The following is a 25,710-nucleotide window of genomic DNA, read 5'->3' as shown; positions in this document are numbered from 1 at the left end:
GGGCGGGTGAGCGACCGCCGCATCCTCGTCTCCCTGCCCGGCGCCGCGCTGCGCGACGCGCTCCTCGCACTCGGCCCCTTGCCGGCCGGAGTGGAGCAGCTCGAGTGGAAGCTCGACGGCCCGCCACCCGCCGACCGCATCGACCTCGTCGTGCCGCCGTACATGGGTGCTGCCGCACGACTCGGGGCGCTCGAGGGCGTCACGACCCGCCTCGTGCAGTCGCAGTCGATCGGCTTCGACGACGTGCCGGGCGCTCTGCCGAAAGGGCACGTCTTCGCGAACGCCGCGAGCGTGCACGAGACCTCGACCGCCGAGCTGACGCTCGCGCTCATCCTCGCCGCCCAGCGCGGCATCCCCGACTTCGTGCGCGCCGCCGGCGAGGGGCGCTGGGCCCCCGCCCGCCACGAGAGCCTCGCCGACCGGCGGGTGCTGCTCATCGGCTACGGCGGCGTCGGACGGGCCGTCGAGGCGAGGCTCGCGCCGTTCGAGGTCGAACTCACGCGGGTCGCCAGCCGCGCCCGCTCCGACGAGCAGGGGTTCGTCCGCGGCATCGACGAGCTGCCGACCCTGCTGCCGAACGCCGACATCGTCATCGTCGGCGTACCCCTGAACGACTCCACGACCGGCCTCGTCGACGCCGCATTCCTCGCGGCGCTGCCCGACGGCGCCCTCGTCGTGAACATCGCCCGAGGCCGAGTCGCCGACACCGAGGCGATCCTCGCCGAAGCCGAATCGGGCCGGCTGCGATTCGCGCTCGACGTCACCGAACCCGAGCCGTTGCCGGCGGGACATCCGCTCTTCGCGTTGCCGAACGTGCTCGTGAGCCCGCACGTCGGCGGCGCCTCGACCGCGATGATGCCGCGCATGGCGCGGCTGCTGCGAGAGCAGATCGAGCGGATGCTGCGCGGCGACACTCCGCTCAACGTCGTCTACCGCAGCTGACCCGAACCGACCGAGAGGACCCGATGCCCCGCTACGACGACGCCTTCGACTGGGTACGACGCCACGTCGCCGCCGAAGCACTTCCCACGGCCGTGCTCGGCATCGCCACGAGCGACGGCGTCGTCGCGCTCGAGGCGTTCGGCACCGAACGGGGGCGCGCGGCATCCGTCGACGACCACTACCCCCTCTTCTCGGTGACGAAGCCGCTCGTCGGCCTCGCGGCCCTGCGACTCGTCGAGCGCGGCTGGCTCACTCCCGACACGCCCCTCTCGGCCGCCGTGCCCGACTTCGGCGCCGGTCGCGACGACATCGTCCGACTCCGCCATCTCGTGAGCCACAGCTCGGGGATCGCCGAGCCGCCGATGGACGAGGGCGGACTGCGGGCGTCGCTCGTCGCACCCGGCCGCGACTTCGAGGCGGGCACGACGACCCGCTACTCGACCCTCGGCTTCGAGGGCGTCGCCGCCATGATCGAGCATGCCGGCGGCGAGCCGTGGTTCGAGGCCGTCACCGCGGTCGCGGCACGGGTCGGCGCCGACGGGTTCACCCTCGATGTCGATTCGACGCCGCACGAGGTCGTCGACGCTGCCGCGCAGGGCCTCGACTACGCCCGCTTCGCGGCGCTCGGCCACCCGGGAGCCGGGGCGTTCGGGCGCGCAGCCGACCTGCTCGCGGTCGGCAGCGCGCTGCTGCGCAACGACGGATCGCTCGTCGCGCCCATCACCGTCGAGGCGATGCTGCGCCCGCTGACCGTCGGCATGACGAAGCTCGAGCCGTTCCCGGCGTCGCGCGGCCAGGACTGGGGTTTCACCTGGAACCTGCGGAACAACGTGCCCGGCCTGCTCGCGCGCGACAGTTACGGCCACGGCGGATGGGGCGGCTGCGAGTTCTGGATCACGCCGTCGCGTGACGCGTGCTTCGTGCTGCTCACCCATGTCGGCGGCGGCATCAGGCGCCTGGGCGTCGACACCGACGAACTGCACAACGCGGTCGTCGCGGGGGCCTGAGCGAGCACGTTCGACGGAACCGCGCCGGCAGGAACCCGGTCGACGCGCAGCTGCGAGGCATAGGGTCGAGGCATGGCCACTTCGGCAGAACCACGCGTCGCCCTCTACTTCGACTTCGACAACATCGTCATCTCGCGCTACGACCAGCTGCACGGCGACATGCAGTACCGACGCGACACCTCGCGCCGCAAGACGGTCGCGGCCGGGTCCGACACCGCCGAGCGTCTCACGCAGGCGACGGTCGACGTCGATGCCGTGCTCGACTTCGCGGCGACCTTCGGCACGATCGCGATCGCCCGCGCCTACGCCGACTGGTCGACGCCCGTCAACGCGAGCTACCGCGGACAGCTCATCGACCGCGCCGTCGACCTCGTGCAGCTCTTCCCGCTCTCGGCGACGAAGAACGGCGCCGACATCCGCCTGGCCGTCGACGCCGTCGAAGACATGTTCCGCATCGACGACCTCACCCACATCGTGATCGTCGCCGGCGACTCCGACTACGTCGCCCTCGCGCAGAAGGCCAAGCGCCTCGGCCGCTACGTCGTCGGCATCGGCGTCGCGGGCGGCACGAGCCGGGCCCTCACCGCCGCGTGCGACGAGTACGCCGACTACGACACCCTGCTCGCGACGGACGCCGCGGTCGGTGAAGACGAGGCGGCGGATGCCTCGTCGGAGACCGCAGCGGCAGCGACCGCGCCCGCCCCTGCGTCGGGCCGCAGAACGCGCGCGAAGGCCGTGGCGGAGCCCACCGGCGAAGCGGCGACGGAGCCCGCTGCGGAGTCGGCGCCCGCCCCGGCCCGGCGCCGTCGCGCGACGTCGAAGTCGGTCGCGGATGCCGCAGTCGACGCGCCGGCCGAGGCGGCGACGTCGCCCGAGCCGCCGGCCATGCGAACCTCGGCCCGGGCGCTGCAGTTCGTCGCCCCCACCGACCACCAGCCGGCCGACGACACCGAGGCCGGGAGCCCGCGGAACCCCGGCCGTCTGCTGCTGAAGGCGCTCGAACTCCTCCACGCGAAGAACGACGAGGAGTGGCAGTCGTCGAGCACGGTGAAGAACCAGATGATGCGCATGGACCCGAGCTTCCAAGAGCGCCGGCTCGGCTTCGCCTCGTTCACCGACTTCCTGAAGTCGCGCGGCGGCGTGGTCGAACTCGACGAGACCGGGCGGGGGCGCGTGCGCATCCGTCCGAAGAAGGACTGAGCCGAGGCATCCGGCCGCGTTCTTCGAAGCTCCCACCGAGGACCTCGAGACCGGTCTCGGTCTCCTGCCCGCCGGGATGCACTCGCCGTCACGGTCTTGCCCGGTCCCACCTTCGGCACATTTTGCGCCGGCGGCCGGGGTCCGCGAGCCTCGCCGCACGTAGGCTCGAGCCACCCAATCGGAAGTCCACCGCATGGCTGATATGAACCACGACACCACAACCGGCCCGGTCAGCGAAACTGAGTCCCGGCCTGCCGGGCCCTCTTGGCGCCGAGTCATCGGCGCGCTGCTCACGACGCTGGCCGTAGTCGTGGCTGGCCTTCCGGTGACGCTCGGCGCGGTGCTCTGGCTCTCAGTCAGCGTGAAGAGCTACGACACGAGCGGTCAGGGCGGGCCGTTCCGGTCGTGCACCGCTGATTCGACGGCGTGTGACGGCGGGGACTCTGTCGGAGCGATCATCTCGGTGCTGCTCATCATCGGCGTCTTCATCGGCGCCGGGTTCGCCGGGCAGGGTGTACTGCGGTGGCCGTCGAACGCGGCCGGCCGTTGGCTGATGGCCGGATTCGCCGTGGTCGTCACTGTGATTGTGGCGGTCATCGTCTTGCTGATGCTGAACCCGTGGCTGTTCTATACGGCCGCCCAGCATTGATCCCTACGTGACGGTGCCCCTCAAGGACCGCCGGTCTCCTTGACGAGGGCATGCATAGCCATGGTGTGCTTCATTGGCGCACTCAGGACCTCAGCAAGCCCCTCTCGCTCCCCCGGCGCGCCGAACGAGACGACCCGGTCGAACTTCACCTCGTCGTAGAGCATCCGCACGAGATCGTGCAGGAGGTCCGCCCTCGCGACCGGCTTGGTTAATCGAGATAGCTCCGGTAGCCTCTCCGTGGCAACACCGTTGTCGCCTTCGCGCGGCGGAGTATGCGCAACTCCTCGGTGATGTGCGCGCCACTAGCTGGGGCGGGCGGTGGTGCAGCCCGCCCCAGCGTCCACCCATGACCTTCCACCCTTCAGGAGTGCTCCATGCGCCGCCCTGCCAAGCTTGCCATCATCGGCGAAGCCCTCACGTTCATCGGCGTCTCCGCCCTCGTCATCGGCGCCGCGCTGTTCACCGTTGCGCTCGAGCAGGGAGACTGGCCGGCGAGTAGTGTCGGATCTCTCGCCGTCGCCTTCGTGGGCATCGCGCTCATCGTCGTCGGCGCTGCCCTGTCACGCGCGGGACGGGCCGAGCTCCGGCCGCGGTCTCTGGAACCTCACAAGGTGCCGGAACGAGTCGCCGCTCATAGCGACGCCGGCTGACACCACTGCCACGACGAGTTCATCCTTGAACTCCTCTCATCGTGATAGCTCGATGAAGCTGTGCGCCGACCAGAAACGCCGCCTCGGACCCGTGTCGAGACCCTCCCGCGACAGGCTTGGCTGACCCCGGTGCACTTCCGCCCGCCAGCTCGTACGCCCGTGTTGACTGGGCGGAGCTCGCAGTCTGCGGCACGCTTTTCCCGAGCGTCACGCCCTTGAACCGGAGCGCGGGGCGTTCGATCAGCCACCAGGAGAGCGCCCCGAGTATGCCGACGGCCCCAAGCGTGTGCACGAGCAGCAGCTCTGGATGGTCGAGCCCGATCCAGCTGATCAGCAACTGCGCGACCAGGTAGCCCCAGAGGTAGATGCCGTAGGAGAGGTCACCGAACCGCGCAGCACTGCGGACTCCCGGGGTGGACATCCGGCCAACCCAGATGATCGCAGTTGGAAGCGCCAGCCAGAGCGCGATAGCCGGAGCGACGCCGCCCATGAGCGGTGACACGGCGAGAACCACAATCGCTCCGGCCACAGCGGCACCTCGAGCTGGCCCCACCAGGTTCGGCAGGTGAGTACTTGCAAGCGCCCCGAGTGCGAAGAAGACGCACAGCTCCGCTGCTGGGCTGACGGGAAGCGACGCGAAACTCAGCCCTGCGAGCACGACTGCCGCGGCGACATAGGCGGAAGTCCGCAGCCGACTGCCTCGAATCCTCCCGAGGAGCAGCGCGCCGATGTAGCAGCAGACTTCCACCCCGAGCGTCCACAGCGATCCGTTGACTGTTGCCTTCAGATTCGGTTCCGTCTCGAAGACGCCGGGAAGGTCGTACTGGGCGATGAACCCGAGGTTCAGCAGGTAGCTCCACGTCTCCGGCGCCGAGAAGTACGCGGCTGGCGCGAGGGAGCTGATCGCTGGTCCGATGATGAACACCGTCACCAGGACAACGCACGCCAGCCCGGGCACGATTCGAATGAACCGTTTCCAGAGGAAGGACCTCGCGGACGGAGTGCGTGTGACGCTCTGCGCAATCAGATACCCGCTGACGGTGAAGAAGATGGCGACGCCGACCGTGTGGATGGGCATGCCGGCGATTCGTGGTGCGGGCTCCCCGATGAGCACAAAGTGGTGTCCGACAACGACCATGACGGCGGCGGCTACTCTCACCGCGTCGAAGTTGTTCGATGACCTCATGCGGCACAGCCTATTATCCGAGATAGCACGGTTAGATCCTGGGAATCGGGGTGCCGGCAACCTCTCCCTGTGGTCTGACCACACCTGCTACTGTGGTCCGACCACAGTCACGCGGAGAGGACGATCGGCATGGGCGCTGAGACAGCCGACACCCCGCGCGCCTGGCGCACCGTGCTCGAGCACATCGAGACGCAGCTGCTCGAGGGCGCCCTGCGCCCGGGCGATCGTCTGCCCGGCGAACGCGCCCTCTCGACCGAACTCGGCGTCGGCCGCTCGAGCGTGCGGGAGGCGCTGCGCGTGCTCGAGGTGCTCGGGCTGATCCGCACCGCCGCGGGCTCCGGCCCGAACTCCGGCGCGATCATCATCGCGACGCCCGGCGGCGGCATGTCCGCCCTCATGCGCCTGCAGGTCGCGGCGAGCGGGTTCCCGGTCGCCGACATCGTGCGCACGCGACTCATCCTCGAGACCTCGGTCGCCGGCGAGCTCGCCGACGCGTCGGCGGGCGCCGGTGCCGCCGCCGGCGCTGCCGCACCCGACCTCGCCCCGGCCGAGCTGCTGCTCGACGCCATGGACTCCCCCGACCTCGCGCCCACGGAGTTCCTCGCGCTCGACGCCGCCTTCCACCTCGCCCTCGCCGAGGCATCCGGCAACCAGGTGATCACCGCGACGATGGCAGGCCTCCGCAGCGGCATCGAGGGGTACGCCCTCGAGGGCCTCGCCTCGCTGGCCGACTGGAGCACGACCTCGAGCCGCCTCCGCAGCGAGCACCGCAGCATCGTCGAGGCGATCAGGCGGGCGGATGCCGCATCCGCCCGCACCCGAACCCACGACCACATCTCGGGCTACTACGCCGAGACGTTCGTCGACCCCGCACCGAGATGACGCGAATCGACCTCGCCCGGGTGGTGGAAGGTCGATTCGCGTCATCTCGCCGGCCCGAAAGAGAGCAGCAGCACCATGGTCAAGCGCCAGTTCCCGAACCCGAAGGAGCTCGCCGAGCTCATGCGCTTCAAGGCGCCGACGCTGAACGCGAAGCAGCGCCGCCTCGACAAGGCCCTCACGATCGCCGACCTCCGCGACATCGCGAAGCGCCGCACACCGAAGGCCCCGTTCGACTACACCGAGGGCGCCGCCGAGGGCGAGATCTCGCTCAAGCGCGCCCGTCAGGCGTTCGAGGACATCGAGTTCCACCCGGCGATCCTGCGGAACGTGCCAGAGGTCGACCTGAGCCGCGAGGTGCTCGGCGGCCCAACGGCCCTGCCGTTCGGCATCGCGCCGACTGGCTTCACGCGCATGATGCAGACCGAGGGCGAGACCGCCGGCGCCGGCGCCGCCGGGGCGGCCGGCATCCCGTTCACGCTGTCGACGATGGGCACGACCTCGATCGAAGACGTGAAGGCGGCGAACCCCACCGGGCGCAACTGGTTCCAGCTCTACGTGATGCGCGACCGCGAGAAGTCGTACGAGCTCGTGCGCCGCGCCGCCGCGGCCGGCTTCGACACCCTCTTCTTCACCGTCGACACCCCCGTCGCCGGCGCACGCCTGCGCGACACCCGCAACGGCTTCTCGATCCCGCCGCAGCTGACCCCCGCGACCGTCGTCAACGCGATCCCCCGCCCCGAGTGGTGGATCAACTTCCTCACGACCCCGAAGCTCGAGTTCGCCTCGCTCTCCTCGACCGGCGGCACCGTCGGCGAGCTCATCGACGGCATGTTCGACCCGACCATCTCGTTCGACGACCTCGAGACGATCCGCGCCATGTGGCCGGGCAAGATCGTCGTCAAGGGCGTGCAGACCGTGCAGGACGCGCAGATCCTCGCCGGCAAGGGCGTCGACGGCATCGTGCTCTCCAACCACGGCGGCCGCCAGCTCGACCGCGCGCCGATCCCCTTCCACCTGCTGCCGCACGTCGTGCGCGAGGTCGGCTCCGACATGGAGGTGCACCTCGACACCGGCATCATGTCGGGCGCCGACATCGTGGCATCCGTCGCCCTCGGCGCGCGCTTCACGCTCATCGGCCGCGCCTACCTCTACGGCCTCATGGCGGGCGGCCGCGAGGGCGTCGACAAGACGATCTCGATCCTCGGCGGTCAGGTGGCGCGCACGATGAAGCTGCTCGAGGTGTCGACGCTCGACGAGCTCGGCCCGCAGCACGTCACGCAGCTCTCGCGCTTCACGGCGCTGCCGAAGCCGATGACGGATGCCGCGGAGCAGGCCGTCGCCGCGAAGCCCAAGACGGTGCGCGCGCCTCGTGCGGCCGGGTCGACCGCGAAGCCGCCCGCGACGAAGCCCGCCGGGTCGAAGTCCGCTTCACGCAACTCCGTCACGAAGTAGACCGCGCCGCCGCCAGCGATCGCCACGGCAGGTACCGGGGAACGCGTTCGCGGTACTCGGCGAACTCTGCCCCGAACTCGCTGTCGAGGGCGCGCTCCTCCGCGAGCACGCCGAGATGCTCCACGAGCACTGCAGCGGCCAGGGTCGCCGCCACCCAGGCGGACCCGCGCATGACCCCGACGCCGAGGTGGATGAGCCACCATCCGACGTACATCGGGTGCCGGCTCATCGCATACGGCCCGGTCGTCACGAGCGATTGCGGTTGTTCCAGCTGGAACTCACCGGTCGTCCGACGTCGTCGTTCGCGCAGCGCCCACACGTTCAACGCGCACCCCGCGGCGAGCGCGGCGGCACCGGCCGCTCGTTGGGGGCCTCGCGGACCGGGGAGCGGCGCCGGAGACACACGGTCGAGCACGACGATCGCGACGACTCCGACGACCTGTCCCGCGGGCAGTGGGAGGTTCTCGTAGAGCGCGGCAGCTCGCCGCATCACACTCCAGCTCATCGCACCCGCTCCGTCCGGCCACCCGCCGAGGCCTGAACCGCCGTGAGCTGCACGTCCGACGGCGGACGCATCCGCTTGGCGAGGTAGCGCGCGTCGCGCCCGAGCCCCGGAAGCGTCGCCGAGAAGAGGGCATAGAGGAACTCGAGGCCGAGGAAGTACAGCCCCGGGACGGACTCCACCACGCCGCGGTGCTGGCGGGGCTCGCCGTCGTCATCGAACGCCGGCAGGTCGATCCACCTGAAGTCGTCCCGATAGCCCGTGCACCAGATCACACTCGATACCTCGCCCCTGGTGCCGTCGGCGAAGGCGGGGCGGCCGTCCTCCACGCCCGTGACTCGCGGAACGACCTGAACGCCTTCGGCGACGAGGTCTGCGACCTTGGTGCGAATGAGCGGGGCCGTGTGGAACTTCGCGACCGCATTGCGACCGATCGGGTTCGCCGTCGTCAGCACGTGGAGGCCGATGAACCGGAACACGGGGTAGACGAAACGTGCATTCATGCGCGTCGGGCGCACCGGGGGCTGGGCACTCGGCGTTCCCGCGATCAATGTCTCGTGGGACGAAACAGTGTCCCGGGCGATCTCCGCGCCGGAGTTACCCACGCCGACGACGAGCACCGGACCCGCGGGCAGCTGAGCCGGGTTGCGATAGTCGCTCGAGTGCAGTTGAACGATGTCGCCGCCGAGCCGATCGGCGATCTCCGGCACCTTCGGCACCTGGCACCCGCCCGTGGCGACGACGACGTTGTGCGATTCCCATCGGTTGCCGCCGGCGGATGTCACGAAGCGGTCGCCCTCGCGCCGCACGCGGTCCACGCGCACACCGGTGCGGACCGGGAGACCGTGTACCGCGGCGTAGTCCTCGAGGTATGAGGCGACCTCGTCCTTGCTGGGAAAGGCCAGCCGATCACCGGGGAACGGCAAGCCCGGGAGCCCGTCGAAACGCGCCGGCGTGTTCAGCCGCAGCGAGTCCCAGCGGGACCTCCAGGCGTCGCCGACCCGGCGTTCCGCGTCGAGAATGACGAAGGCGCGCCCCTGGCGAGCCAGTTCGGCGCCGATCGCGAGTCCCGCCTGCCCGCCGCCGATGACGACGGTGTCGACGAACTCGGTGTCATTGACCATCATTTCGGGCCTCCTTGGTCGAGGGTATGGACGATGTCCATGCCTTCGACGGTAGGAAGAGCTGTGCGTCTCCGCATCGGACGAATGACCCATTCGCAGTCAGACCAGCCCGTGTTCGTACGCGTACGCCGTCAGCGCCGAGCGCGACGCGAGCCCGAGTTTCACGAACACGTTGCTGAGGTGGTGCGCCACGGTCTTCTCACTGAGGAAGAGTTCGTGCGCGATGGCACGGTTCGTCCTGCCCGAGGAGACGAGCCGCACCACCTCGAACTCCCGAGCGCTCAGCGGGCCGTACGCGGTGTTCGAGATCGAGCGTGCCAGCGCATCGAGCCGCGCGAGATCGGTTGCCGCGCCGAGTTCGGCGAACGCCGTGCGTGCGGCGTCGAATTCCAGCGACGCGGATGCATCGTCACCGAGCGTGCGGCACGCCTGCGCCCCGAGCACCCGGCATCGAGCCGCCTCGTACGGGATGTCGAGCTCGTGCCAGAGCGCCCACGCGCGCCGCAACCGCTCGAGCGCCTCTCGTGCTGCCCCCTCGGCGAGCAGCACGGCTCCTTCGGCGCCGTCGACGACGGCACGCAGCATCGGCTTCGGTGCGCTCGGGGTGGTCGCGATCAGTTCATCCACCGTCTGGCGGGCAGAGGTCACGTCGTGCAGGGCGAGCTCGATCTCGACCATCGCCGGCAGCATCCTGCGCCGATTGATCGGGTCGGCGCTCGCCATCGCCTCACGGAGCAGCGACTGCGCCGATCGCGACCTGCCCCGCGCGAGCCGGAGCAGGGCACGACCCGGCTCGGGTGGATACCCGGTCTCGCTCGCACGGCGATACGACTCCTCGGCCGCGTCGAGGTCACCGCGCAGTCGCTGGATCTCTCCCTGCTCGTACCAGGCCCCGTACGACGCGTTGCGGTCGCCGCGCCGCGCGTGCGCCATCGCCGCGGTCGCCGCCTCGAGCGCGTCCTGCCAGGCCCCGTGCAGCCGGTAGAGCGAAGCCCGGTGCGCCTGGCACTGCCCGCTGAACGCGACCATGTCGGGCTGCGAACTGCACCAGCGATCGAGTGCGACCGTCCATTCCCGTGCCCGGCTGATGTCGAACGCGATCTGACAGGTGCCGATCACGGCGCAGTAGGCGATCCCCGACGGCACCGGCGAGAGCTCACCGGCCGTGACCGCCACCATCACCTCGTCGAAGAGCGCGAATCCGGCCTCGGTGTCACCGATGCTGACCTTGGTCTGTCCAAGACCGAGTCGACCCAACGCGATCGCGTCATGGTCACCGAACCGCTCCCCGATCGCGAGCGCCTGCGAGAACATCTCGAGGGCGCCCGACGGGTCGCCGCCGTACAGCGCGCGGAGTGCCTGCGGAATGAGCAGCAGTCCGCCGACCGACTCGGCATCGCCGCCCGCATCGACGATGCGCTGTGCGCGTGCGAACCACCCCCCGGCCCGCGCGCGCTCCTGCTGGTCCATCAGATGCATGCCGATCCACACGGCCGCCCGAGCTGCACCCGCATCGTCGCCCGCCCGCAGGAACGCTTCGTGGGCCCGCGTCGCCGTGTCGGTGCCGGAGTCGTCGCCGATGAGGATCGCCGCCGTGGCAAGGCGCGAGATCTGGTCGGCGGCCAACTCGGTCTCGGCATCTGCTGCGGCCAGCGCGTCGAACGCCTCGCGCCACCGCTGCTGGGCGAAGGCCTCGAGTCCACGTTCGAGCACGTCGGGCGACATCATTGCCACTTCCGCGAGCGCACCCGGCCCGGCGGCAGGCTGTGCACCCGTCAGTCACCGTCACGGTACCGCCGCGAGGTCAGGGGGGCAAGCGGCCGGTGCCTTCAACGCCTCGCGGCGACGGGTGACGAACCGCCGCCACGTCCCGCCATAGTGGAGGAACCACGCGAACATGAGTCCGCAGGCGACGAGGTAGAACAAGTGCAGGAACCAGATGGGCCCGAACGGCAGGCTGAACACGTAGAGCGAGTACACGACGTTGCCCACGTTCGTGATCGCGAGGTTGCCGAGGCTGTACGACGAGAGGTCCTTCGTGCGCGCGGCCTTCACCAGCATGGGCAGGTAGCTCATGGCGAAGAGGCCGGTCGAGAGGATGCCGGCGAACACGGCGAGATCCATGGAACCGACGCTACGGATGGCGCCCGCCGGCGGCATCGGGAGAATCACCCATCCGGCATGTCCGTTCGGCGTCATTCGGACGTCCGTATGGAGTGGTGCCGCCCGGCCTCGGGGCATCCGTCGCCCGACCTCAGATCAGGGCGTGCTCGTAGGCATACGCCGTGGCCGCGGCGCGCGACGAGATGCCGAGCTTCGCGAACACGTTGCTGAGGTGGCGGTCGACGGTCTTCTCGCTGAGGTAGAGCTGGCCCGCGATGGCGCGGTTCGTCTTGCCCTCGGCGACGAGGCGGACGACCTCGACCTCCCTGGCCGTCAGGGCGATCGGCCCGCTCCCGGGCGAGCGGCGCGCCAGCTCGTCGACGCGCACCACGTCGGGAACCGCGCCGAGCGCGACGAACACCTCGCGTGCCGCCTCGAGGTCCATCGCGGCCGACGCGTCGTCGCCGAGCGCCCGCGCCGCCTGCGCGGCGAGCACCCGGCACCGGGCGGCCTCGTACGGGACGTCGAGCTCCTGCCACAACGCCCACGCGGTGCGCAGCGCAGGGAGCGCCCCGCGGGCGTCGCCTTCCTCGAGTCGCACGGCCGCCTCCGATCTCGCGGCGGTCGCCCGCATCATCGGGATCTCCGCGACGGCGGCGGCCGCGGCCAGTTCATCGGCGACCTGCCTGGCCGCCACGAGGTCGCCCGCCGCGAGGTCGATCTCGACGAGGGCGGCGAGCAGCCCCCGCCTGGTCGCGGGATCGGCCTGCTCAGCCGCCTCATCGATGCTCGACCGCGCGAGGCGGACCCTCCCCTGCGCGAGTCGCAGCAGCGCGAGACCGGGTTGCGCCGGGTATCCGGTCTCGGCTGCACGGTGGAACGCACGATCCGCCGCGTCGAACTCGCCGCGCAGGCGATGCACCTCGCCCTCCTGGTACCAGGCCCCGAACGACCCGGTCCAGTCGCCGAGCCGCACCCGGTCCTGAGCCACCCTGGCAGCCGTGACCGCGTCGCTCCACGCCCCGTGCAACTGGTACAGCTCGGCACGGTGCGCCTGGCACTGCCCGGTGAACATCACCATCTCGGGCCGGTCGCCGCACCAGCGATCGAGGGCGATCGTCCACTGCTGGGCTCGGCGCACGTCGAAGGCCAGGTGGCAGGTGTTGATGACCGAGCAGTAGACGACACCGGATGCCACTGGCGAGATCTCCCCGGCGGTGACGGCGACCATCGCCTCGTCGAGGAGCGCGAGTCCGCCGACCGGGTCGCCGAGCATCAGTTGCGCCTGGCCCAGCCCGAGTTGCGCCAGGGCTGCGGCATCCCGGTCGTGCACGCGTGCGGAGATCGCGAACGCCTCGGCGAAGGTGCTCGCCGCTCGAGCGGGTTCCCCCGAGTAGAGGTCGTCGAGCGCGGCCGCGACGAGCAGGAGCGCGGCCGAGGATTCGGCGCCGGCCTCCGTCGTGTCGGCGATCCGCCTCGCGCGGGCGAGCCAGCCATTGCCCCGGGCGTCGTCGCCCTTGCCCATGAGATAGATGCCGATCCAGGTCGCGATCCGGGCCGCGCCCGCGGCATCCTCGATCGCGAGGTAGGCCTCATGCGCCTGCGTGGCGAAGTCGATGCCCTCGGCATCGCGCCCCAGGAGCAGCGTCGCAGTGGAGAGCCGCTCGAGGTCGGCCGGGGCGAGCTGCCGCTCGTCGTCGGCGCGCGTCAGCGCCTCGAACGCCGCACCCCACCGGTGCTCGGCGAACGCCGCTCGACCATGATCGAGCGAAGCGGAGATCGTCATGACCCCGTCCAGCCTGAGGGTGGCACGGCTCACGCCCGACGGCACGCCGGCACCCGTCGTCACGAGTCACGGTAACCCCGCGCCGCCGGCCCCGCAAGGGCGCGCCGTTCGCGCGTCTCCGCTGCTCCCCGCTCCCTCACCTCGCTCCCGCGGGCGTGGAGAGGACGCCGCTTGTCGCCTCGCCACGCGGATGCGACAACACGCGTCCTCTCGGCATCAGCCCTTCGACGCATCGGCGGACGTGACGGCTGCGGCGACCGCCATCTGCGCCGCGACGATCTTCGCCATCTGCTGGGCCTGCTTGGCTTCGGCGCGGCGGCGCTTGATCAGCTTGGAGCGCGCCTTCGCGGCATCCGCTCCGCTCGCACCCGCACGCCGATCGCCGTCGCAACGACCGCCGGTCGGCGTCGCGAGCGATGCCCGTGCGAGGCGAGCCTCCGCGCGCCCGGCCCGTCGCCGCGCCCGACCGGGTCGTCGCCGGATGTCGCGACCCGCCCGGAGGATCTCCTCGTGCACCGAGGCGGCGACCTGTTGCAGCTCGGCGCGCGCCGCCGACGAGAGCCGTCGCGCGAGCTTCTGCGTCTCGAGCTCGGCGCGCTTCGCTTCGATGACCGCCAGCGCTGCTCGCTCTCGGCGGTCTCGCTTCCCACGGAACTCCACGGCCATGGCCTCCCCTTCCGATCACGCCGTACGCCGATCACGCCGTACGCAGCGTCATCGCGGATACCTCCGGGTCTACGCGACCACGGAATCCGCGGCAAGGGGGTTGCGGATTCCGTGGTCGCGTTGCGTGCAGGAGCGCGGCCCGCCGCATCGACTACATCGACCGACGGCGCACGTACTCGGAGACGACGACACCCGACTCGAATGCCGTCGTGCCGACCTCCTCGAAGGAACGCGGTCGGTACGCCCCCGGCTCGAACAGCGGGATGCCGTCGCCGAAGAGCAGCGGACTGCGCTTCAGTACGAGGCGGTCGATCTCGTCGGCGAGCACGGTGGCGAGAGATCCCCCGCCGCAGAGCCAGATCGACGCACCCGGCTCGGCCTTCAACCGGCGCACGACCTCGACGGGATCCTCGTCGGTGAGCGTGAGATTCGGGTGCTCCCCCGGGATGTCGGCGTCGCTGCGGGTTCGCGAGAACACGAACTGCCGAAGGTGCCGGTACGGACTCGGCACTGCGGGCAGGCCGACCGCGAAGGTGTTCCACCCCATGACGACGGTGTCGAACATCGTGCCGTCCCGCTCGATACCGAAGGCCTCAGCGATGTGCGTCGGCACGGCATCGGCGAACCGCGTATTGAGGTGGTGCATGTGATCGCCCTCCACGGGGAAGGCGTCGAACTCGCCGGAGGGGCCGGCGATGTAGCCGTCGAGGGTCACGGCGACGTAGTAGACGAGTTCTCGCATGGTGCTCCAATCACAACTTCTGTAGTGATTGGGAGACTACATCATCTGTAGTGGTTGCGCTAGCATGAGGCATGGCGAAGAACGATGAGCGACGACGATCGCTGGCCGATGCAGGTCTGGGCGTGCTCGCCCGCGAGGGCTCACGCGGACTCACGCACCGGGCGATCGACGAGGCCGCGGGCGCGCCGACCGGCACGACGTCCAACTACTTCCGCAGCCGTGAGTCGCTCATCGCCGGGCTGGTCGCCCGCATCGGCGAACGCCTCGCCCCGACCGAGGAGGACCTCGAGCGGCGCGCCGTCGAGACGCCGAGCCGCGCCCTCTTCGCCGACTACCTGCGCGACATCGTGCGTCGGCTCACGGCCGAGCGCGAGGTGACGCTCGCCCTCTTCGAGCTTCGACTCGAGAGCACCCGTCGCCCCGAACTCGCCGCCGTGCTCGGCGCATGGCAGCGCGCGGGATTCGACGGCGACGTCGCGTTCAACACGGCGGCGGGCCTGCCCGGCGGCCGACACGAGATCGCGCTCTTCCATTACGCGATCGACGGCCTGCTGCTCGATCGGCTCACGACGCCGCTCGACCCCGACACTCCGACCGACGACATCGTCGACGCCCTCGTCGGCGGCCTCCTGCCGACCGGCTGACCCGGCCCGCGAGGCCGGTCGCAGCGCTACTCGAGATTCAGCGTGGCGACCACGGCGAGGTGGTCGCCGCCCCCTGCCGGCACGGTCGTGTTCGACACGACCTCCATGCCGCGCTGGAACACGTGATCGAGTCGCACCACCGGCGCCGCGGCCGGCCACGTGAACCCGAACCCACCGTCGCTCTGGTTCGCCCCCGAGAGCTGCGCGGTGACGTCGCCGAGCGCCCGGTCCGACGAACCCGCGTTGAAATCGCCGACTGCGATCACTCGCGTGTTCTCGTCGCGGGCCAGGTGATCGGCGAGGTTCGCGAGCATGGCGTCGCGTTCGTCGTGCGCAGCCGGTCGAGCGGATGCCGCGTGCACGACGTAGATGCTCACCGGACCGCTCGGCGTCTCGAGGTCGGCGGCGAGCCCGCGCTTCCAGCCGAGCCCCAGGTCGAGCATCTGGGCGTTCTCGATCGGGAACACGCTCCAGACGCCGACCGTGCCGACGCCGTAGCGGTGGGGGTAGACCTCGTCGAGCACCGCTCCGGCCGCGTCGCGGGATTCGGCGTCCATCTCCTGCAATGCGACCACCTCTGCACCCGTGGCGACCAGTGCCGCGGCGGAGTCGGCGGCCGTGCCGGAGCCGGCCTCGACGTTCTGGCTCGCCACGGTGAGCCGCGACTCCGATGCGGGAGCCGCCGTCCACGACAACGGGACGATCGAGGGCACGAACACGACGCACCAGACGAGCGCCGCCAGCACGGCGGCGGCGAACGCCGCACGGCTCTTCGCGACGAGCGCGCCGACGAACAGCAGCGGCACCGCGAGCCCGAGCCACGGCAGCGCCGTGTCGGCGATGAGGCCGAGGCCCGCGACATCCGGCACCATCGTGTGGAACACCAGCACGAGCACGAGTGCCACGCCGAGCAGGGAGGTGACCCGGGCGAGGCCGACCCGTCGGCGCCGAACCGGTCGAGGCGACGAGGAGCCCGCTGCGGCGGGTTCGGGTGGCGCGATCACGGACATCGGCCCATTCTCGCCGCGATGCCTGTGCGACTGCTCCATCACGCCAACCGCGGAGACGACGAACGGCCGCCCTCGGAAGGGCGGCCGTTCGCGTGAGACTGCAGTCGGCTACGCCTGCTGCGAGTTCGACAGGTCGATGAGCTGCTGGATCTGCTCGGGCGTCACGGGCACGCCCGGGAAGCCGGCGAGCTTGCCGATCGGGAACGACGCCATCATCTTCTCGAGGCCGCCCTCGTCGAAGATGTCGGTGTCGGCCATGCCGGACGCGAACGAGCCCATCGCCTGCATGACGATCGGGCCCGCGATCGGGTCGGCAGCGAGCTCGGCGATCGACGACTCGAGCGAGAGCGGCAGACGCACCTTCTCGCCCTCGACCTCGACGACGGCGCTGAGCCGGATGTCGCGGCTCGACGCGCCGACCTCGACGCTGTAGGCGCCGGGCTCGACGACCCAGCGCTCCACGCGGACGTCCCAGTACGCGAGGTCCTCGCCCCGCACGGCGATCTCGACCTGACGCGACTCGCCCGCTTCGAGGGCGACGTTCGCGAAGCCCTTGATCTCGCGCACCGCACGCTGCACACCCGAGGCGGCGAGGCCCGTGTAGACCTGCACGACCTCGCGGCCAGCACGGTCGCCGGTGTTCGTCACCGTGACGCGCACCGCGAGGCCCGAAGCATCCGCTGCCACCGACAGGTCGGAGTAGCCGAACGTCGTGTAGGAGAGGCCGTGGCCGAACGGGTAGCGCACCTCGGCGTCGCGGGCGTCGTACCAGCGGTAGCCCACGAAGAGGCCCTCGCCGTAGCGCACGTGGCCGAAGTCGCCCGGGAAGTTCAGGTAGGCGGGGGTGTCGGCCAGCTTCACGGGGATAGTCTCGGCGAGACGGCCCGACGGGTTGACGGCACCGTAGAGCACGTCGGCGATGGCGGATCCGCCGGCCTGGCCGCCGAGCCAGCCTTCGAGGATCGCGGGCACGTCATCGGCGAACGGCAGTTCGACGACGCCGCCGTTGGCGAGCACGACGACCGTGCGCGGGTTCGCCGCGACAACGGCCTCGAGCAGCGCGAGCTGCTCGGCCGGCAGGTGCAGGTCCTCGCGGTCGAAGCCCTCGGACTCGTACGATCCCGGCAGGCCGAGGAACAGCACGACGACGTCCTTCGACGCGGCGAGCTCGACGGCGGGGGCCACGAGGGCGGCGCCGTCGGAGCCGTCGGTCGTGAAGCCCGCAGCGTACGACACGTGGTCGGCGCCCGCGTACTCGGTGATCGCGTCGAGCGCATTGTCGAGCTTCGTCGGGTTGATGAGTGACGAACCGGCGCCCTGGTAGCGCGGCTTCTCGGCGAACGCGCCGATGACGGCGACCGAGGTCGCGCCGTCGAGCGGCAGGATCGCATCGTCGTTCTTCAGCAGCACGGCGCCGCGTCCTGCAGCCTCCCGGGCGAGTGCGTGGTGCGCGTCGACGTCGTAGGCGGCGTCGGATGCCCCGGCGACGGCCTTCTGCACGAGCTCGACGACGCGTCGCGCGCCGATGTCGAGTGCCGACTCGTCGAGCGAGCCGTCGGCGACGGCCGCGACGAGCGCGGCGGCCGAGCGACCGTCGGATGACGGCATCTCCAGGTCGAGACCGGCCGGCAAGCCGATGACGCGGTCGTTGACGGCTCCCCAGTCGCTGACGACGAGGCCCTCGAAGCCCCAGTCGTCGCGCAGCACCGTGTTGAGCAGCCACGGGTCCTCGCTCGTGTACACGCCGTTGAGACGGTTGTACGAGCACATCACGGTCCACGGCTGCGCGTCTTCGACGACGCGCTGGAAGCCGCGCAGGTAGATCTCGCGCAGCGGACGCGGGTCCACGTCGCTCGAGGAGCTCATGCGGTCGTGCTCCTGGTTGTTCGCCGCGAAGTGCTTGAGCGAACCGCCGACGCCCTGCGACTGCAGGCCGTTCACGAGGGCGGCACCGAGCACGCCCGAGACGATCGGGTCCTCGGAGAGGTACTCGAAGTTGCGGCCGCAGAGCGGCGAGCGCTTGATGTTGACGCCCGGGCCGAGGAGCACGCCGACGCCTTCGGCGCGGGCCTCTTCACCGAGCGCCGTGCCGACACGCTCGAGCAGCTCGGGGTCGAAGGTCGAGCCGAGGGCCACGGCCGGCGGGAAGCAGGTGGCCGGCACGCTGTCGCCGATGCCGAGGTGGTCGGCGCTGCCCTTCTGCAGGCGCACGCCGTGCGGTCCGTCAGTCAGTACGATCGCCGGGATGCCGGCGCGCTCGATGCCCTGCGTCGTCCAGAAGCTCGCGCCGCTCGTGAGCGACGCCTTCTCCTCGATCGTGAGCTCCGCCACGATGTCGGCGGCCGGCGCGTCGAGCCCGGCGCCGGTGTTCAGGGTGTCCGTCATGATGCTCCTTCGATTGCCGGTGCTTCGATACTCCGCCGGAAGAGTGGTTTTCCATAGTCCTTCTGCAGCAGGGTCGCGAAGGCCCACCAGAGGATGAGGGTCGCGGATGCCCCGCCGATGATGCCGAACAGCGCGTCGGAGAGCCAGTGCGCGTTGATGAGCGTGCGCTGCCAGATCATGCCGACCACGAGCAGTGCGCCGATGATCCACCAGACGAGTCGCTTCGCGGGCGGGAACAGCGCGGCGACCGCGACGAGCAGGATGCCCGTGCTCACCGCGTGCCCCGAGGGGAACGAGCCGTGGTCGACCTCGACCAGCGGGCCGAAGAGGCCTGCCGCCAGGTCGTCGGCCGGTCGAGGCCGGTCGACGAGGTTCTTCGTGAGCTGCGAGACGCCGAAGCTGCCCACGAGCTCGGCCGTGAGGAAGAACAGCGCCGAACGCCAGCGGCGGATCACGAACAGCCAGATCGGGATGAGCAGCAGCGTCAGCACCGCACCCGGGATCTGACCGAGGTGCTGGAACAGCATCGGCAGCGCCCAGGTCTCGCCGCCGGTGCCCGGGGCGAGGCCGACGAGGGCGCGCCAGGCGTCGTCGATGCCCTGCGTGAGCGGACTCTCGGGGTTCGCCGCGACGGCGAACCCGAAGAGCACGAACAGCGCCATGCCGATGATGCCGGACACGAGCAGCCAGCGGGGCCGGCGGGCAGCGGATGCCCCCGGCTCGCCTGCCACGGGAGCGGTCACGTCGGTCGAGATCGGAGCGGAGGCGGCATCCGACATCACTTCACCGCCTTGATCGGCCAGACGGCGAACGCGCCGAGGATCGAGAGCACGATCGCGACCGGGAAGAGGCCGGCGAAGCCGAACGCGATCACGATCGCACCGGCGACGCCGGGTGCCAGGGTCTGCGGCAGGGTCGCCGCGATGTTCACGACGCCGAGGTCCTTCGCGAAGGACTTCGCCGACGGCAGCACCTCGCTCATGAGCGCGGTGTCGACGGCCTGGAACATGCCGAAGCCGAGGCCCGCGATGAAGGTCATGATCATCCACGAGGTGATGTCGGGCCAGATCCACGGCAGCAAGAAGGCCAGCCCGGTCACGGCCGACGACACGAAGACGAAGATCTTCCGGCGTCCGAGCTTGTCGGAGAGCGGACCCGAGATGATGGTCGCGATCAGGATGCCGGCGAGGCTGATGAGGCCGAGCAGCGGGATGACCTCGCCCGGCTTCTCGATGCCGAAGTAGTCGGTGAGCAGGTAGAACTGGTACCCGGTCACGGCGAAATAGCCCGTGTAGAGCAGCAGGCGACCGGTGAACGCCCAGAAGAAGTCGGGGTGCTTGATCGGGCTGACCCAGAAGGTGCGGAGGAAGTCGCCGAACTTGAAGGGCTCGCGCTCGAGCTCCTTCGAGGAGTAGTCGGGGTTGAAGACGATGAACAGCGTCAGCATGACGAGCGAGAACACCGCGAAGGTGACGTACCCGACGGCGATGTTGTCGAGGAACACCGAACCGACGATCGAGCCGCCGAGCGCGCCGACCATCAGGCCGATGCCCGAGAGCGTCGCGAACGTGCCGCGGCGCTTGACCGGCACGCGGTCGGGCATGACGGCGCTGAGCGGGCCCTGCGCGAAGTTGAACGTGATCTGCACGAGGGTCCACGCGATGATGACGCCGACGAGGCTGTTCGCGAAGGCGAGGCCGACGAGGGCGAGGCCGCCCGCGAGCGCCCCCATGAAGATCCACGGCGCGCGACGGCCGAACCGCGAGCGCGTGCGGTCGGAGATCTGACCGGCGATCGGCTGCGCGAGCATGGAGAAGAACGCGCCGATCGTCGCCACGATCGCGAGGTTCGCGACCTTGTCGGCCTCACCGAACAGTCCGGTGATCTGGGCAGGCAGCAGGATACCCGGGACCGCTCCCCAGATGAGGAAGATGCCGAGGTTCGCGGGGATGATCCAGCCGAGGAGACGGCGGACGCCCTTGATCGGCGTGGGCGGATCCTCGTTGCCCGCGGCCTCCTCGATGAAGGCATCGACCTCTTCGGGTTCGTTGGTGCGGGAGTCGGCTTCGGGTTGCGGGGTCGACGACGTCGTCATGTCTGCTCCTCTACTTCACTGCTTTGATCGGCCAGACGGCGAAGGCGCCGAGGACCGAGAGTGCGATGCCGATCGGGAAAAGCGCCACGTAGCCGCCGAAGGCGAGCACGATCGCGCCGCCGACGGCGGCGGCCAGGATTTGGGGCAGGGTCGCGGCGATGTTCACGACGCCGAGGTCCTTTCCGAACGACTCCTTCGAGGGCAGCACCTGGCTCATGAGGGCCTGGTCGACCGACTGGAACATGCCGAAGCCGAGTCCGGCGAGCACGGTGAAGATGAGCCAACCCGTGTAGGTCGGCATGACGAGCGGCACGAGGAGGGCGATGCCGACGAGCACCGAGGAGCCGAAGACGAAGATCTTGCGGCGTCCGAGCTTGTCGGAGAGCGGGCCCGAGACGACCATCGCCGTGATCATGCCGACGAGGCTGAGCAGGCCGAACACCGGGATCGCGGCGGTCGCGCCCTCGTCGCCGAGGCCGATGTAGTCCGACAGGATGTAGAACTGGTAGCCGGTGACGGCGAAGTAGCCGGTGTAGAGCAGCAGTCGCCCGGTGAACGCCCAGAAGAAGTCGGGGTGCTTGACCGGGTTCACCCAGAACGTGTGCAGGAACTCCGACAGCGAGAACGGCGGGTTGACCTGCTCCGTGCTGGAGTGGTCGGGGTTGAAGACGACGAAGAGCACGGTGACGACCAGCGCGAAGCCCGCGAGCAGCATGTAGGCGGTCGGGATCATGGTGCCGAGCGCCGAGCCGATGATCTGTCCGCCGAGTGCGCCGAGCATGGCGCCCATGCCGGCGAGCGCCGAGAACGTGCCGCGTGCGGCGAGCGGTACCCGGTCGGGGAGGACGGCGCTGAGCGGGCCCTGTGCGAAGTTGTAGGCGATCTGCACGATGGTCCAGGCGATGGCCACCTGCACGAGCGTGTTCGCGAGCGCCATGCCGATGAGTGCGAGGCCGCCGATGAGCACGCCGGCGACCATCCACGGCGCCCGTCGACCGAACTTCGAGCGCGTGCGGTCGGAGATCATGCCGGCGAGCGGCTGCGCGATCATCGCGGCGACGCCGGCGATCGTCGAGATGACGGCGGCGTTCGCGACGCGGTTCACGGGGTCGATGGCCGTGAGCTGCAGCGGGAGCAGCACGCCGGGGATCGCGCCCCAGAGGATAAAGATCGAGAAGTTCGCCGGGATGATCCAGCCGAGCAGTCGCTTGACCGTGCCCTTGACGAGGGGCTGGGGTTCTTCAGCACCATCGGGCTCGACGACGGGCGCGGGGGCAGACGCCATTGTCATGTCTACAGGGTCCTTTCAGGGCCTCGGCATCGAGGCGGGTGGCAAAACCATACATCGCTCGGTTTTCATACGCAAGCGACTAGCATTCACGTATGGCACGCAGGGGTTCATACGCGAAAGGCGTCGCGAAGCGTGAGGAGATCCTCACCACAGCGCTCGACGTCATCGCCCGCAACGGCTACCGGCGCACGAGCGTGCGCGAACTCGCCGAAGCGGTCGGCCTCAGCCAGGCCGGGCTGCTCCACTACTTCTCGTCGAAGGAGGAGCTCTTCCAGGAGATCCTCCGCAAGCGCGACCAGGTCGATGCCGCCGCGTTCCACATCGACGTCGCGCAGCCGATCGAGGCGTTCTTCCAGGTCATCAAGCACAACAGCGAGGTCCCGGGCCTCGTCCAGCTCTACGCCCAGCTCTCGACCGAGGCCGGCGACGCCGACCACCCCGCCCACGAGTTCTTCGTCGAGCGGTACGTGCAGTTCCGCGGCATGTTCGGCGGCATGCTCCGCGACGAGCAGGCGGCCGGCCGCCTCGACCCCGACCTCGACATCGAGCGCGTCGGCAACCTCTTCCTCGCCGCCGCCGACGGCCTGCAGACCCAGTGGATGCTCGACCCCGCCATCGACATGGCCGACCACGTCGCCTACCTCTGGTACCTCATCACACGCAAGGACTGAGCGGATGCCCCGACTGCCCCGCTCGCTCGTCTCGCACGATGTGCGCCGGCACAACCTCACGGTGGTGCTCGAGCACCTCGTGCGCTCCGGACCGAGCGCGCGCAGCGAGATCGCCGAGGCGACGGGCCTCACCCGCGGTTCGGTGACCGCACTCGTCGCGGCGCTCACCAAGGCGGGCGTGCTGCGCGAGACCGATCCCGTCTCGATCGGCAAGGGCCGACCGATCACGAGACTCGAGCTCGCGGCATCCGACATCGCCGTGCTCGTCGCGCAGGTCGACGCCGATACCGCGACTGCGCTGCTCACGACCCTCGGCGGCGACGAGCTCTACCGGGCCTCCGAGCGGCACGGGCGCCCCATGGGCGAGCCCGACGCCGTGCTCGACGTGCTCGCCGTGGTGGTCGCCGACGCACTCGACGCCGCCGCCGAGCTCCGCCGCAGAGTGGTCGAGCTGCCGATCGTCGTCTTCGCCCCGGTCGGCGGCGAGCCGCCCGTCGTGCTCACCGACACAGACCTCGGATGGGGCGAGGTCGATGTGATCGGCGGGCTGCGTTCGCGCCTCCCCTCCCTGCCCGAGTCGGTGAGCCTCGAGTCCGACGGCTGGCTCGCCGCCCTGGCGGAGCGCACGGTGCTCTCGAGCGCCGAGAGCCTGCTCTACATCAAGAGCAACTCGGGCATCGGCGGTGCGATCCTCCTGAGCGGGCGACTCGTCGACGGTGCGCACGGGGTGGGCGGAGCGCTCGGCCACATGGTCGTCGTGCCCGACGGCGAGCTCTGCGATTGCGGGCAGTACGGATGCCTCGTGACCGTCGCCGGCCCCGACGTGCTGCTCGAGCAGGCCGGCCTCGCCGGCCTCGTCGCCGAGCGCGGACTCGCGGCGGCGACCGCCGAGCTCTCCGCGCAGATCACGTCCGGAACGACGCCTGCCGCTGCCGCGTGGGCCGATGCCCTGCCGTGGATCGCGCGCTCGCTCCAGATCCTCTCGCTCGCGACCGACCCCGAAACCATCGTGATCGGCGGGTTCTGGGCCGCGCACACCGCATCGATCGAGCACGCGTTCCGCGCGAACCGCCCGAGGCTCACCGAAGCCGTCGGCGGCCGGCCCGCGATCCCCTCCGTCGTCGCCGGGCGACTCGGCGCGGACGCCGCGCTGTTCGGTGCCGTCTGGGCCGCTCGCGACACCGTGCTCGCCGACCCGGCTCGCCTCGGCCTCTGACCCCGCCCGCGCGGCTCCGGTCGTCAGCCCGAACCCGGGGCTGGGCGGACGCTCGTCCACCCTTTTAGTTCAACGGTTGAATTTCGTGACGATTCGGCGCATACTCATTGCCGAGCGCCATTCGGTTTTCGTGCGAATGCGCGCGCCCGCACCCGGCCGTTCTCAATGAAGAGGAGCCCCACTTGTCCATCCAGCCCGCAGCACCCGGCGATCCCACCGCCCTCATCGCCCCCACCGGCGCCATCTCGTCGACCGAGCCGCTCCCCGGTGAAGCCCCCGCGAGCCCGCCGCCCACCAAGCGCACGCTGCCCGGCATCCTGCTCGTCGCCCTCACCCTCTTCGGCACCTACGGCGGCCTGATCGCCATCCTGCTGCCGCTCCAGGTCGCGATCATCGACGAGGAGAACAAGGTCGCGAACCTCGCGTTCGTCTCCACGATCTCCTTCGTGTTCACGCTCTTCGCACAGCCGATCGTCGGGGCGATCAGCGACCGCACGCGCTCGCGCTTCGGACGCCGCGCACCGTGGATGGTCGGCGGCGCGCTCATCGGCGGCGTGCTCCTGCTCGGCATGGGCTTCCTCGACTCGATCGTCTGGATCGCGATCTTCTGGGTGCTCATCCAGGTCTCGCTCAACGCGATCCAGGGGCCGCTCTCGGCGATCACCCCCGACCGCTTCCCGCGCGACAAGCGCGGCGCCGCGAGTGCCATGTTCGGCATCGGCATGCAGGTCGGCATGACGCTCGGCATCATGGTCGCCGGGCAGTTCGCCGCGAACTTCGGCATGGGCTACGCCGTCTTCGGCATCGCCATCATCATCGTCACCGTGGTGTACGTGGTCATCGACCGCGACTGGTCGTCGAAGCAGGCCGCGGTCGAGCCGTGGAGCTGGAAGACGTTCTTCGGCGGCTTCTGGATCAACCCGCGCACGAACCCCGACTTCTTCTGGGCGTTCACCGCCCGATTCCTGCTCATGCTCGGCTACTTCGTGGTCGCGGCGTTCCAGTTCTACATCCTCACCGACTACATCGGCATGAAGCTCGTCGAGGCGACCGGAGCGGTCGTCACCCTGACGCTCGTCGCACTCGTTCCGACGCTCGTCGCCATCGCGGTCTCGGGCTGGTGGAGCGACAGGGCCGGTCGGCGCAAGGTCTTCATCTATGTGGCGTCGGCCATCATGGTCGTGGGCTTCATCATGCCGCTCCTCATGCCCGACATGACCGGCATGATCATCATGAGCGTCATCAACGGCATCGGCTTCGGTCTCTACATGTCCGTCGACACCGCGCTCATGACCGAGGTGCTGCCGGGCGGAGGCTCCGCGGCCGCCAAGGACCTCGGCATCCTGAACATCGCCACCAACATCCCCCAGGCCATGAGCGCCGCGATCGCCGGCATCATCATCGGTACGCTCGGCGGGTACCCGATGCTGTTCGTCTTCGGCGGCGTCTTCGTCATCATCGCGGCCCTGGCAGTCATCCCCATCAAGAGCGTTCGATAGGAGCACCA

General features: G+C 70.1%; 25 protein-coding genes. 11 read left to right on the top strand and 14 right to left on the bottom strand.

Annotation, left to right across the window (positions count from 1 at the left end):
- The first annotated feature begins 6 nt into the window (after nucleotides 1-6).
- The 4 genes from ASE14_RS13375 (at nucleotide 7) to ASE14_RS13360 (ending at nucleotide 3,798) form a co-directional block, all read left to right on the top strand.
- The gene (locus tag ASE14_RS13375; protein ID WP_056655325.1) at nucleotides 7-942 is read left to right on the top strand and encodes a 2-hydroxyacid dehydrogenase; all 936 of its coding nucleotides are present in this window, start codon (nucleotides 7-9) and stop codon (nucleotides 940-942) included.
- A gap of 23 nt (nucleotides 943-965) precedes the next feature.
- On the top strand, nucleotides 966-1,949 hold the full coding sequence (locus tag ASE14_RS13370; protein WP_056655321.1) for a serine hydrolase: 984 nt from the start codon (nucleotides 966-968) through the stop codon (nucleotides 1,947-1,949).
- A gap of 72 nt (nucleotides 1,950-2,021) precedes the next feature.
- Entirely contained in the window at nucleotides 2,022-3,149 is a 1,128-nt protein-coding gene (locus tag ASE14_RS13365; RefSeq protein WP_056655318.1) for an NYN domain-containing protein, read from the top strand.
- Between the two features lie 202 nt (nucleotides 3,150-3,351).
- Nucleotides 3,352-3,798: a hypothetical protein gene (locus tag ASE14_RS13360; protein ID WP_157372980.1), complete on the top strand. Its 447-nt coding sequence runs from the start codon at nucleotides 3,352-3,354 to the stop codon at nucleotides 3,796-3,798.
- A gap of 20 nt (nucleotides 3,799-3,818) precedes the next feature.
- On the opposite strand, the gene ASE14_RS20615 is transcribed toward ASE14_RS13360, so the two are convergent.
- A complete protein-coding gene (locus ASE14_RS20615; protein ID WP_157372979.1) occupies nucleotides 3,819-3,962 on the bottom strand; it encodes a hypothetical protein in 144 nt (47 codons plus the stop codon).
- Nucleotides 3,963-4,172: 210 nt separating this feature from the next.
- Here ASE14_RS20615 and ASE14_RS13355 point away from each other — a divergent pair, with 210 nt between their 5' ends.
- Complete coding sequence (locus tag ASE14_RS13355) at nucleotides 4,173-4,448, top strand: hypothetical protein (RefSeq protein ID WP_056655312.1); 276 nt, start codon at nucleotides 4,173-4,175, stop codon at nucleotides 4,446-4,448.
- Nucleotides 4,449-4,467: 19 nt separating this feature from the next.
- On the opposite strand, the gene ASE14_RS13350 is transcribed toward ASE14_RS13355, so the two are convergent.
- Complete coding sequence (locus ASE14_RS13350) at nucleotides 4,468-5,634, bottom strand: acyltransferase (protein WP_082600674.1); 1,167 nt, start codon at nucleotides 5,632-5,634, stop codon at nucleotides 4,468-4,470.
- A 129-nt stretch (nucleotides 5,635-5,763) separates the two neighbouring features.
- Between ASE14_RS13350 and ASE14_RS13345 the strand changes: the two genes are divergently transcribed.
- On the top strand, nucleotides 5,764-6,516 hold the full coding sequence (locus tag ASE14_RS13345; protein WP_056655305.1) for a FadR/GntR family transcriptional regulator: 753 nt from the start codon (nucleotides 5,764-5,766) through the stop codon (nucleotides 6,514-6,516).
- Between the two features lie 75 nt (nucleotides 6,517-6,591).
- A complete protein-coding gene (locus ASE14_RS13340; RefSeq protein WP_056655302.1) occupies nucleotides 6,592-7,968 on the top strand; it encodes an alpha-hydroxy acid oxidase in 1,377 nt (458 codons plus the stop codon).
- Here ASE14_RS13340 and ASE14_RS13335 read toward each other — a convergent pair.
- The 7 genes from ASE14_RS13335 to ASE14_RS13305 all read right to left on the bottom strand — a co-directional run bounded on the left by ASE14_RS13335 (nucleotide 7,958) and on the right by ASE14_RS13305 (nucleotide 14,891).
- Nucleotides 7,958-8,473 carry an isoprenylcysteine carboxylmethyltransferase family protein gene (locus tag ASE14_RS13335; protein ID WP_056655300.1) on the bottom strand — a complete coding sequence of 172 codons (516 nt, stop codon included), beginning with the start codon at nucleotides 8,471-8,473 and terminating at the stop codon, nucleotides 7,958-7,960. The two genes, ASE14_RS13340 and ASE14_RS13335, sit on opposite strands and share 11 nt — an antisense overlap.
- On the bottom strand, nucleotides 8,470-9,597 hold the full coding sequence (locus tag ASE14_RS13330; RefSeq protein ID WP_056655296.1) for an NAD(P)/FAD-dependent oxidoreductase: 1,128 nt from the start codon (nucleotides 9,595-9,597) through the stop codon (nucleotides 8,470-8,472). The genes ASE14_RS13335 and ASE14_RS13330 overlap by 4 nt, the downstream gene beginning before the upstream one ends.
- A 96-nt stretch (nucleotides 9,598-9,693) precedes the next feature.
- On the bottom strand, nucleotides 9,694-11,322 hold the full coding sequence (locus ASE14_RS13325) for a LuxR C-terminal-related transcriptional regulator (protein ID WP_056655294.1): 1,629 nt from the start codon (nucleotides 11,320-11,322) through the stop codon (nucleotides 9,694-9,696).
- Between the two features lie 57 nt (nucleotides 11,323-11,379).
- Entirely contained in the window at nucleotides 11,380-11,718 is a 339-nt protein-coding gene (locus ASE14_RS13320; RefSeq protein ID WP_200953328.1) for a hypothetical protein, read from the bottom strand.
- A 130-nt stretch (nucleotides 11,719-11,848) separates the two neighbouring features.
- On the bottom strand, nucleotides 11,849-13,546 hold the full coding sequence (locus ASE14_RS13315; RefSeq protein ID WP_369816490.1) for a LuxR C-terminal-related transcriptional regulator: 1,698 nt from the start codon (nucleotides 13,544-13,546) through the stop codon (nucleotides 11,849-11,851).
- Between the two features lie 153 nt (nucleotides 13,547-13,699).
- Nucleotides 13,700-14,149: a hypothetical protein gene (locus ASE14_RS13310; RefSeq protein WP_056655291.1), complete on the bottom strand. Its 450-nt coding sequence runs from the start codon at nucleotides 14,147-14,149 to the stop codon at nucleotides 13,700-13,702.
- A gap of 151 nt (nucleotides 14,150-14,300) precedes the next feature.
- Nucleotides 14,301-14,891: a dihydrofolate reductase family protein gene (locus ASE14_RS13305; protein ID WP_056655289.1), complete on the bottom strand. Its 591-nt coding sequence runs from the start codon at nucleotides 14,889-14,891 to the stop codon at nucleotides 14,301-14,303.
- A 71-nt stretch (nucleotides 14,892-14,962) separates the two neighbouring features.
- Here ASE14_RS13305 and ASE14_RS13300 point away from each other — a divergent pair, with 71 nt between their 5' ends.
- Nucleotides 14,963-15,535 (top strand): TetR/AcrR family transcriptional regulator, encoded by a 573-nt coding sequence (locus tag ASE14_RS13300; RefSeq protein WP_056655286.1) that lies wholly within the window; start codon nucleotides 14,963-14,965, stop codon nucleotides 15,533-15,535.
- 26 nt (nucleotides 15,536-15,561) lie between these two features.
- Here the strand turns inward: ASE14_RS13300 and ASE14_RS13295 are convergent, their stop codons facing one another.
- From ASE14_RS13295 to ASE14_RS13275, 5 genes are all read right to left on the bottom strand, one after another.
- On the bottom strand, nucleotides 15,562-16,545 hold the full coding sequence (locus ASE14_RS13295) for an endonuclease/exonuclease/phosphatase family protein (protein ID WP_162257740.1): 984 nt from the start codon (nucleotides 16,543-16,545) through the stop codon (nucleotides 15,562-15,564).
- A gap of 108 nt (nucleotides 16,546-16,653) precedes the next feature.
- Complete coding sequence (locus ASE14_RS13290) at nucleotides 16,654-18,930, bottom strand: glycoside hydrolase family 3 C-terminal domain-containing protein (protein WP_056655281.1); 2,277 nt, start codon at nucleotides 18,928-18,930, stop codon at nucleotides 16,654-16,656.
- Nucleotides 18,927-19,709, bottom strand: coding sequence for a phosphatase PAP2 family protein (locus tag ASE14_RS13285; RefSeq protein WP_056655278.1), 783 nt, complete (start codon nucleotides 19,707-19,709; stop codon nucleotides 18,927-18,929). Before ASE14_RS13285 ends, ASE14_RS13290 begins: the two co-directional genes overlap by 4 nt.
- Nucleotides 19,709-21,025: an MFS transporter gene (locus ASE14_RS13280; protein WP_082600673.1), complete on the bottom strand. Its 1,317-nt coding sequence runs from the start codon at nucleotides 21,023-21,025 to the stop codon at nucleotides 19,709-19,711. Before ASE14_RS13280 ends, ASE14_RS13285 begins: the two co-directional genes overlap by 1 nt.
- Nucleotides 21,026-21,035: 10 nt before the next feature.
- Entirely contained in the window at nucleotides 21,036-22,316 is a 1,281-nt protein-coding gene (locus ASE14_RS13275; RefSeq protein ID WP_056655276.1) for an MFS transporter, read from the bottom strand.
- 92 nt (nucleotides 22,317-22,408) lie between these two features.
- On the opposite strand from ASE14_RS13275, the gene ASE14_RS13270 reads away from it, so the two are divergent.
- From ASE14_RS13270 to ASE14_RS13260, 3 genes are all read left to right on the top strand, one after another.
- Complete coding sequence (locus ASE14_RS13270) at nucleotides 22,409-22,987, top strand: TetR/AcrR family transcriptional regulator (RefSeq protein ID WP_056655273.1); 579 nt, start codon at nucleotides 22,409-22,411, stop codon at nucleotides 22,985-22,987.
- Nucleotides 22,988-22,991: 4 nt separating this feature from the next.
- Nucleotides 22,992-24,203, top strand: coding sequence for an ROK family transcriptional regulator (locus tag ASE14_RS13265; protein WP_056655272.1), 1,212 nt, complete (start codon nucleotides 22,992-22,994; stop codon nucleotides 24,201-24,203).
- 182 nt (nucleotides 24,204-24,385) lie between these two features.
- The gene (locus tag ASE14_RS13260; protein ID WP_056655269.1) at nucleotides 24,386-25,702 is read left to right on the top strand and encodes an MFS transporter; all 1,317 of its coding nucleotides are present in this window, start codon (nucleotides 24,386-24,388) and stop codon (nucleotides 25,700-25,702) included.
- The last annotated feature ends 8 nt before the right edge of the window (nucleotides 25,703-25,710 follow it).

The organism is Agromyces sp. Root81 (assembly GCF_001429165.1).
Lineage (GTDB): Bacteria > Actinomycetota > Actinomycetes > Actinomycetales > Microbacteriaceae > Agromyces.
This window is presented reverse-complemented; position numbering and strand designations above follow the sequence as displayed.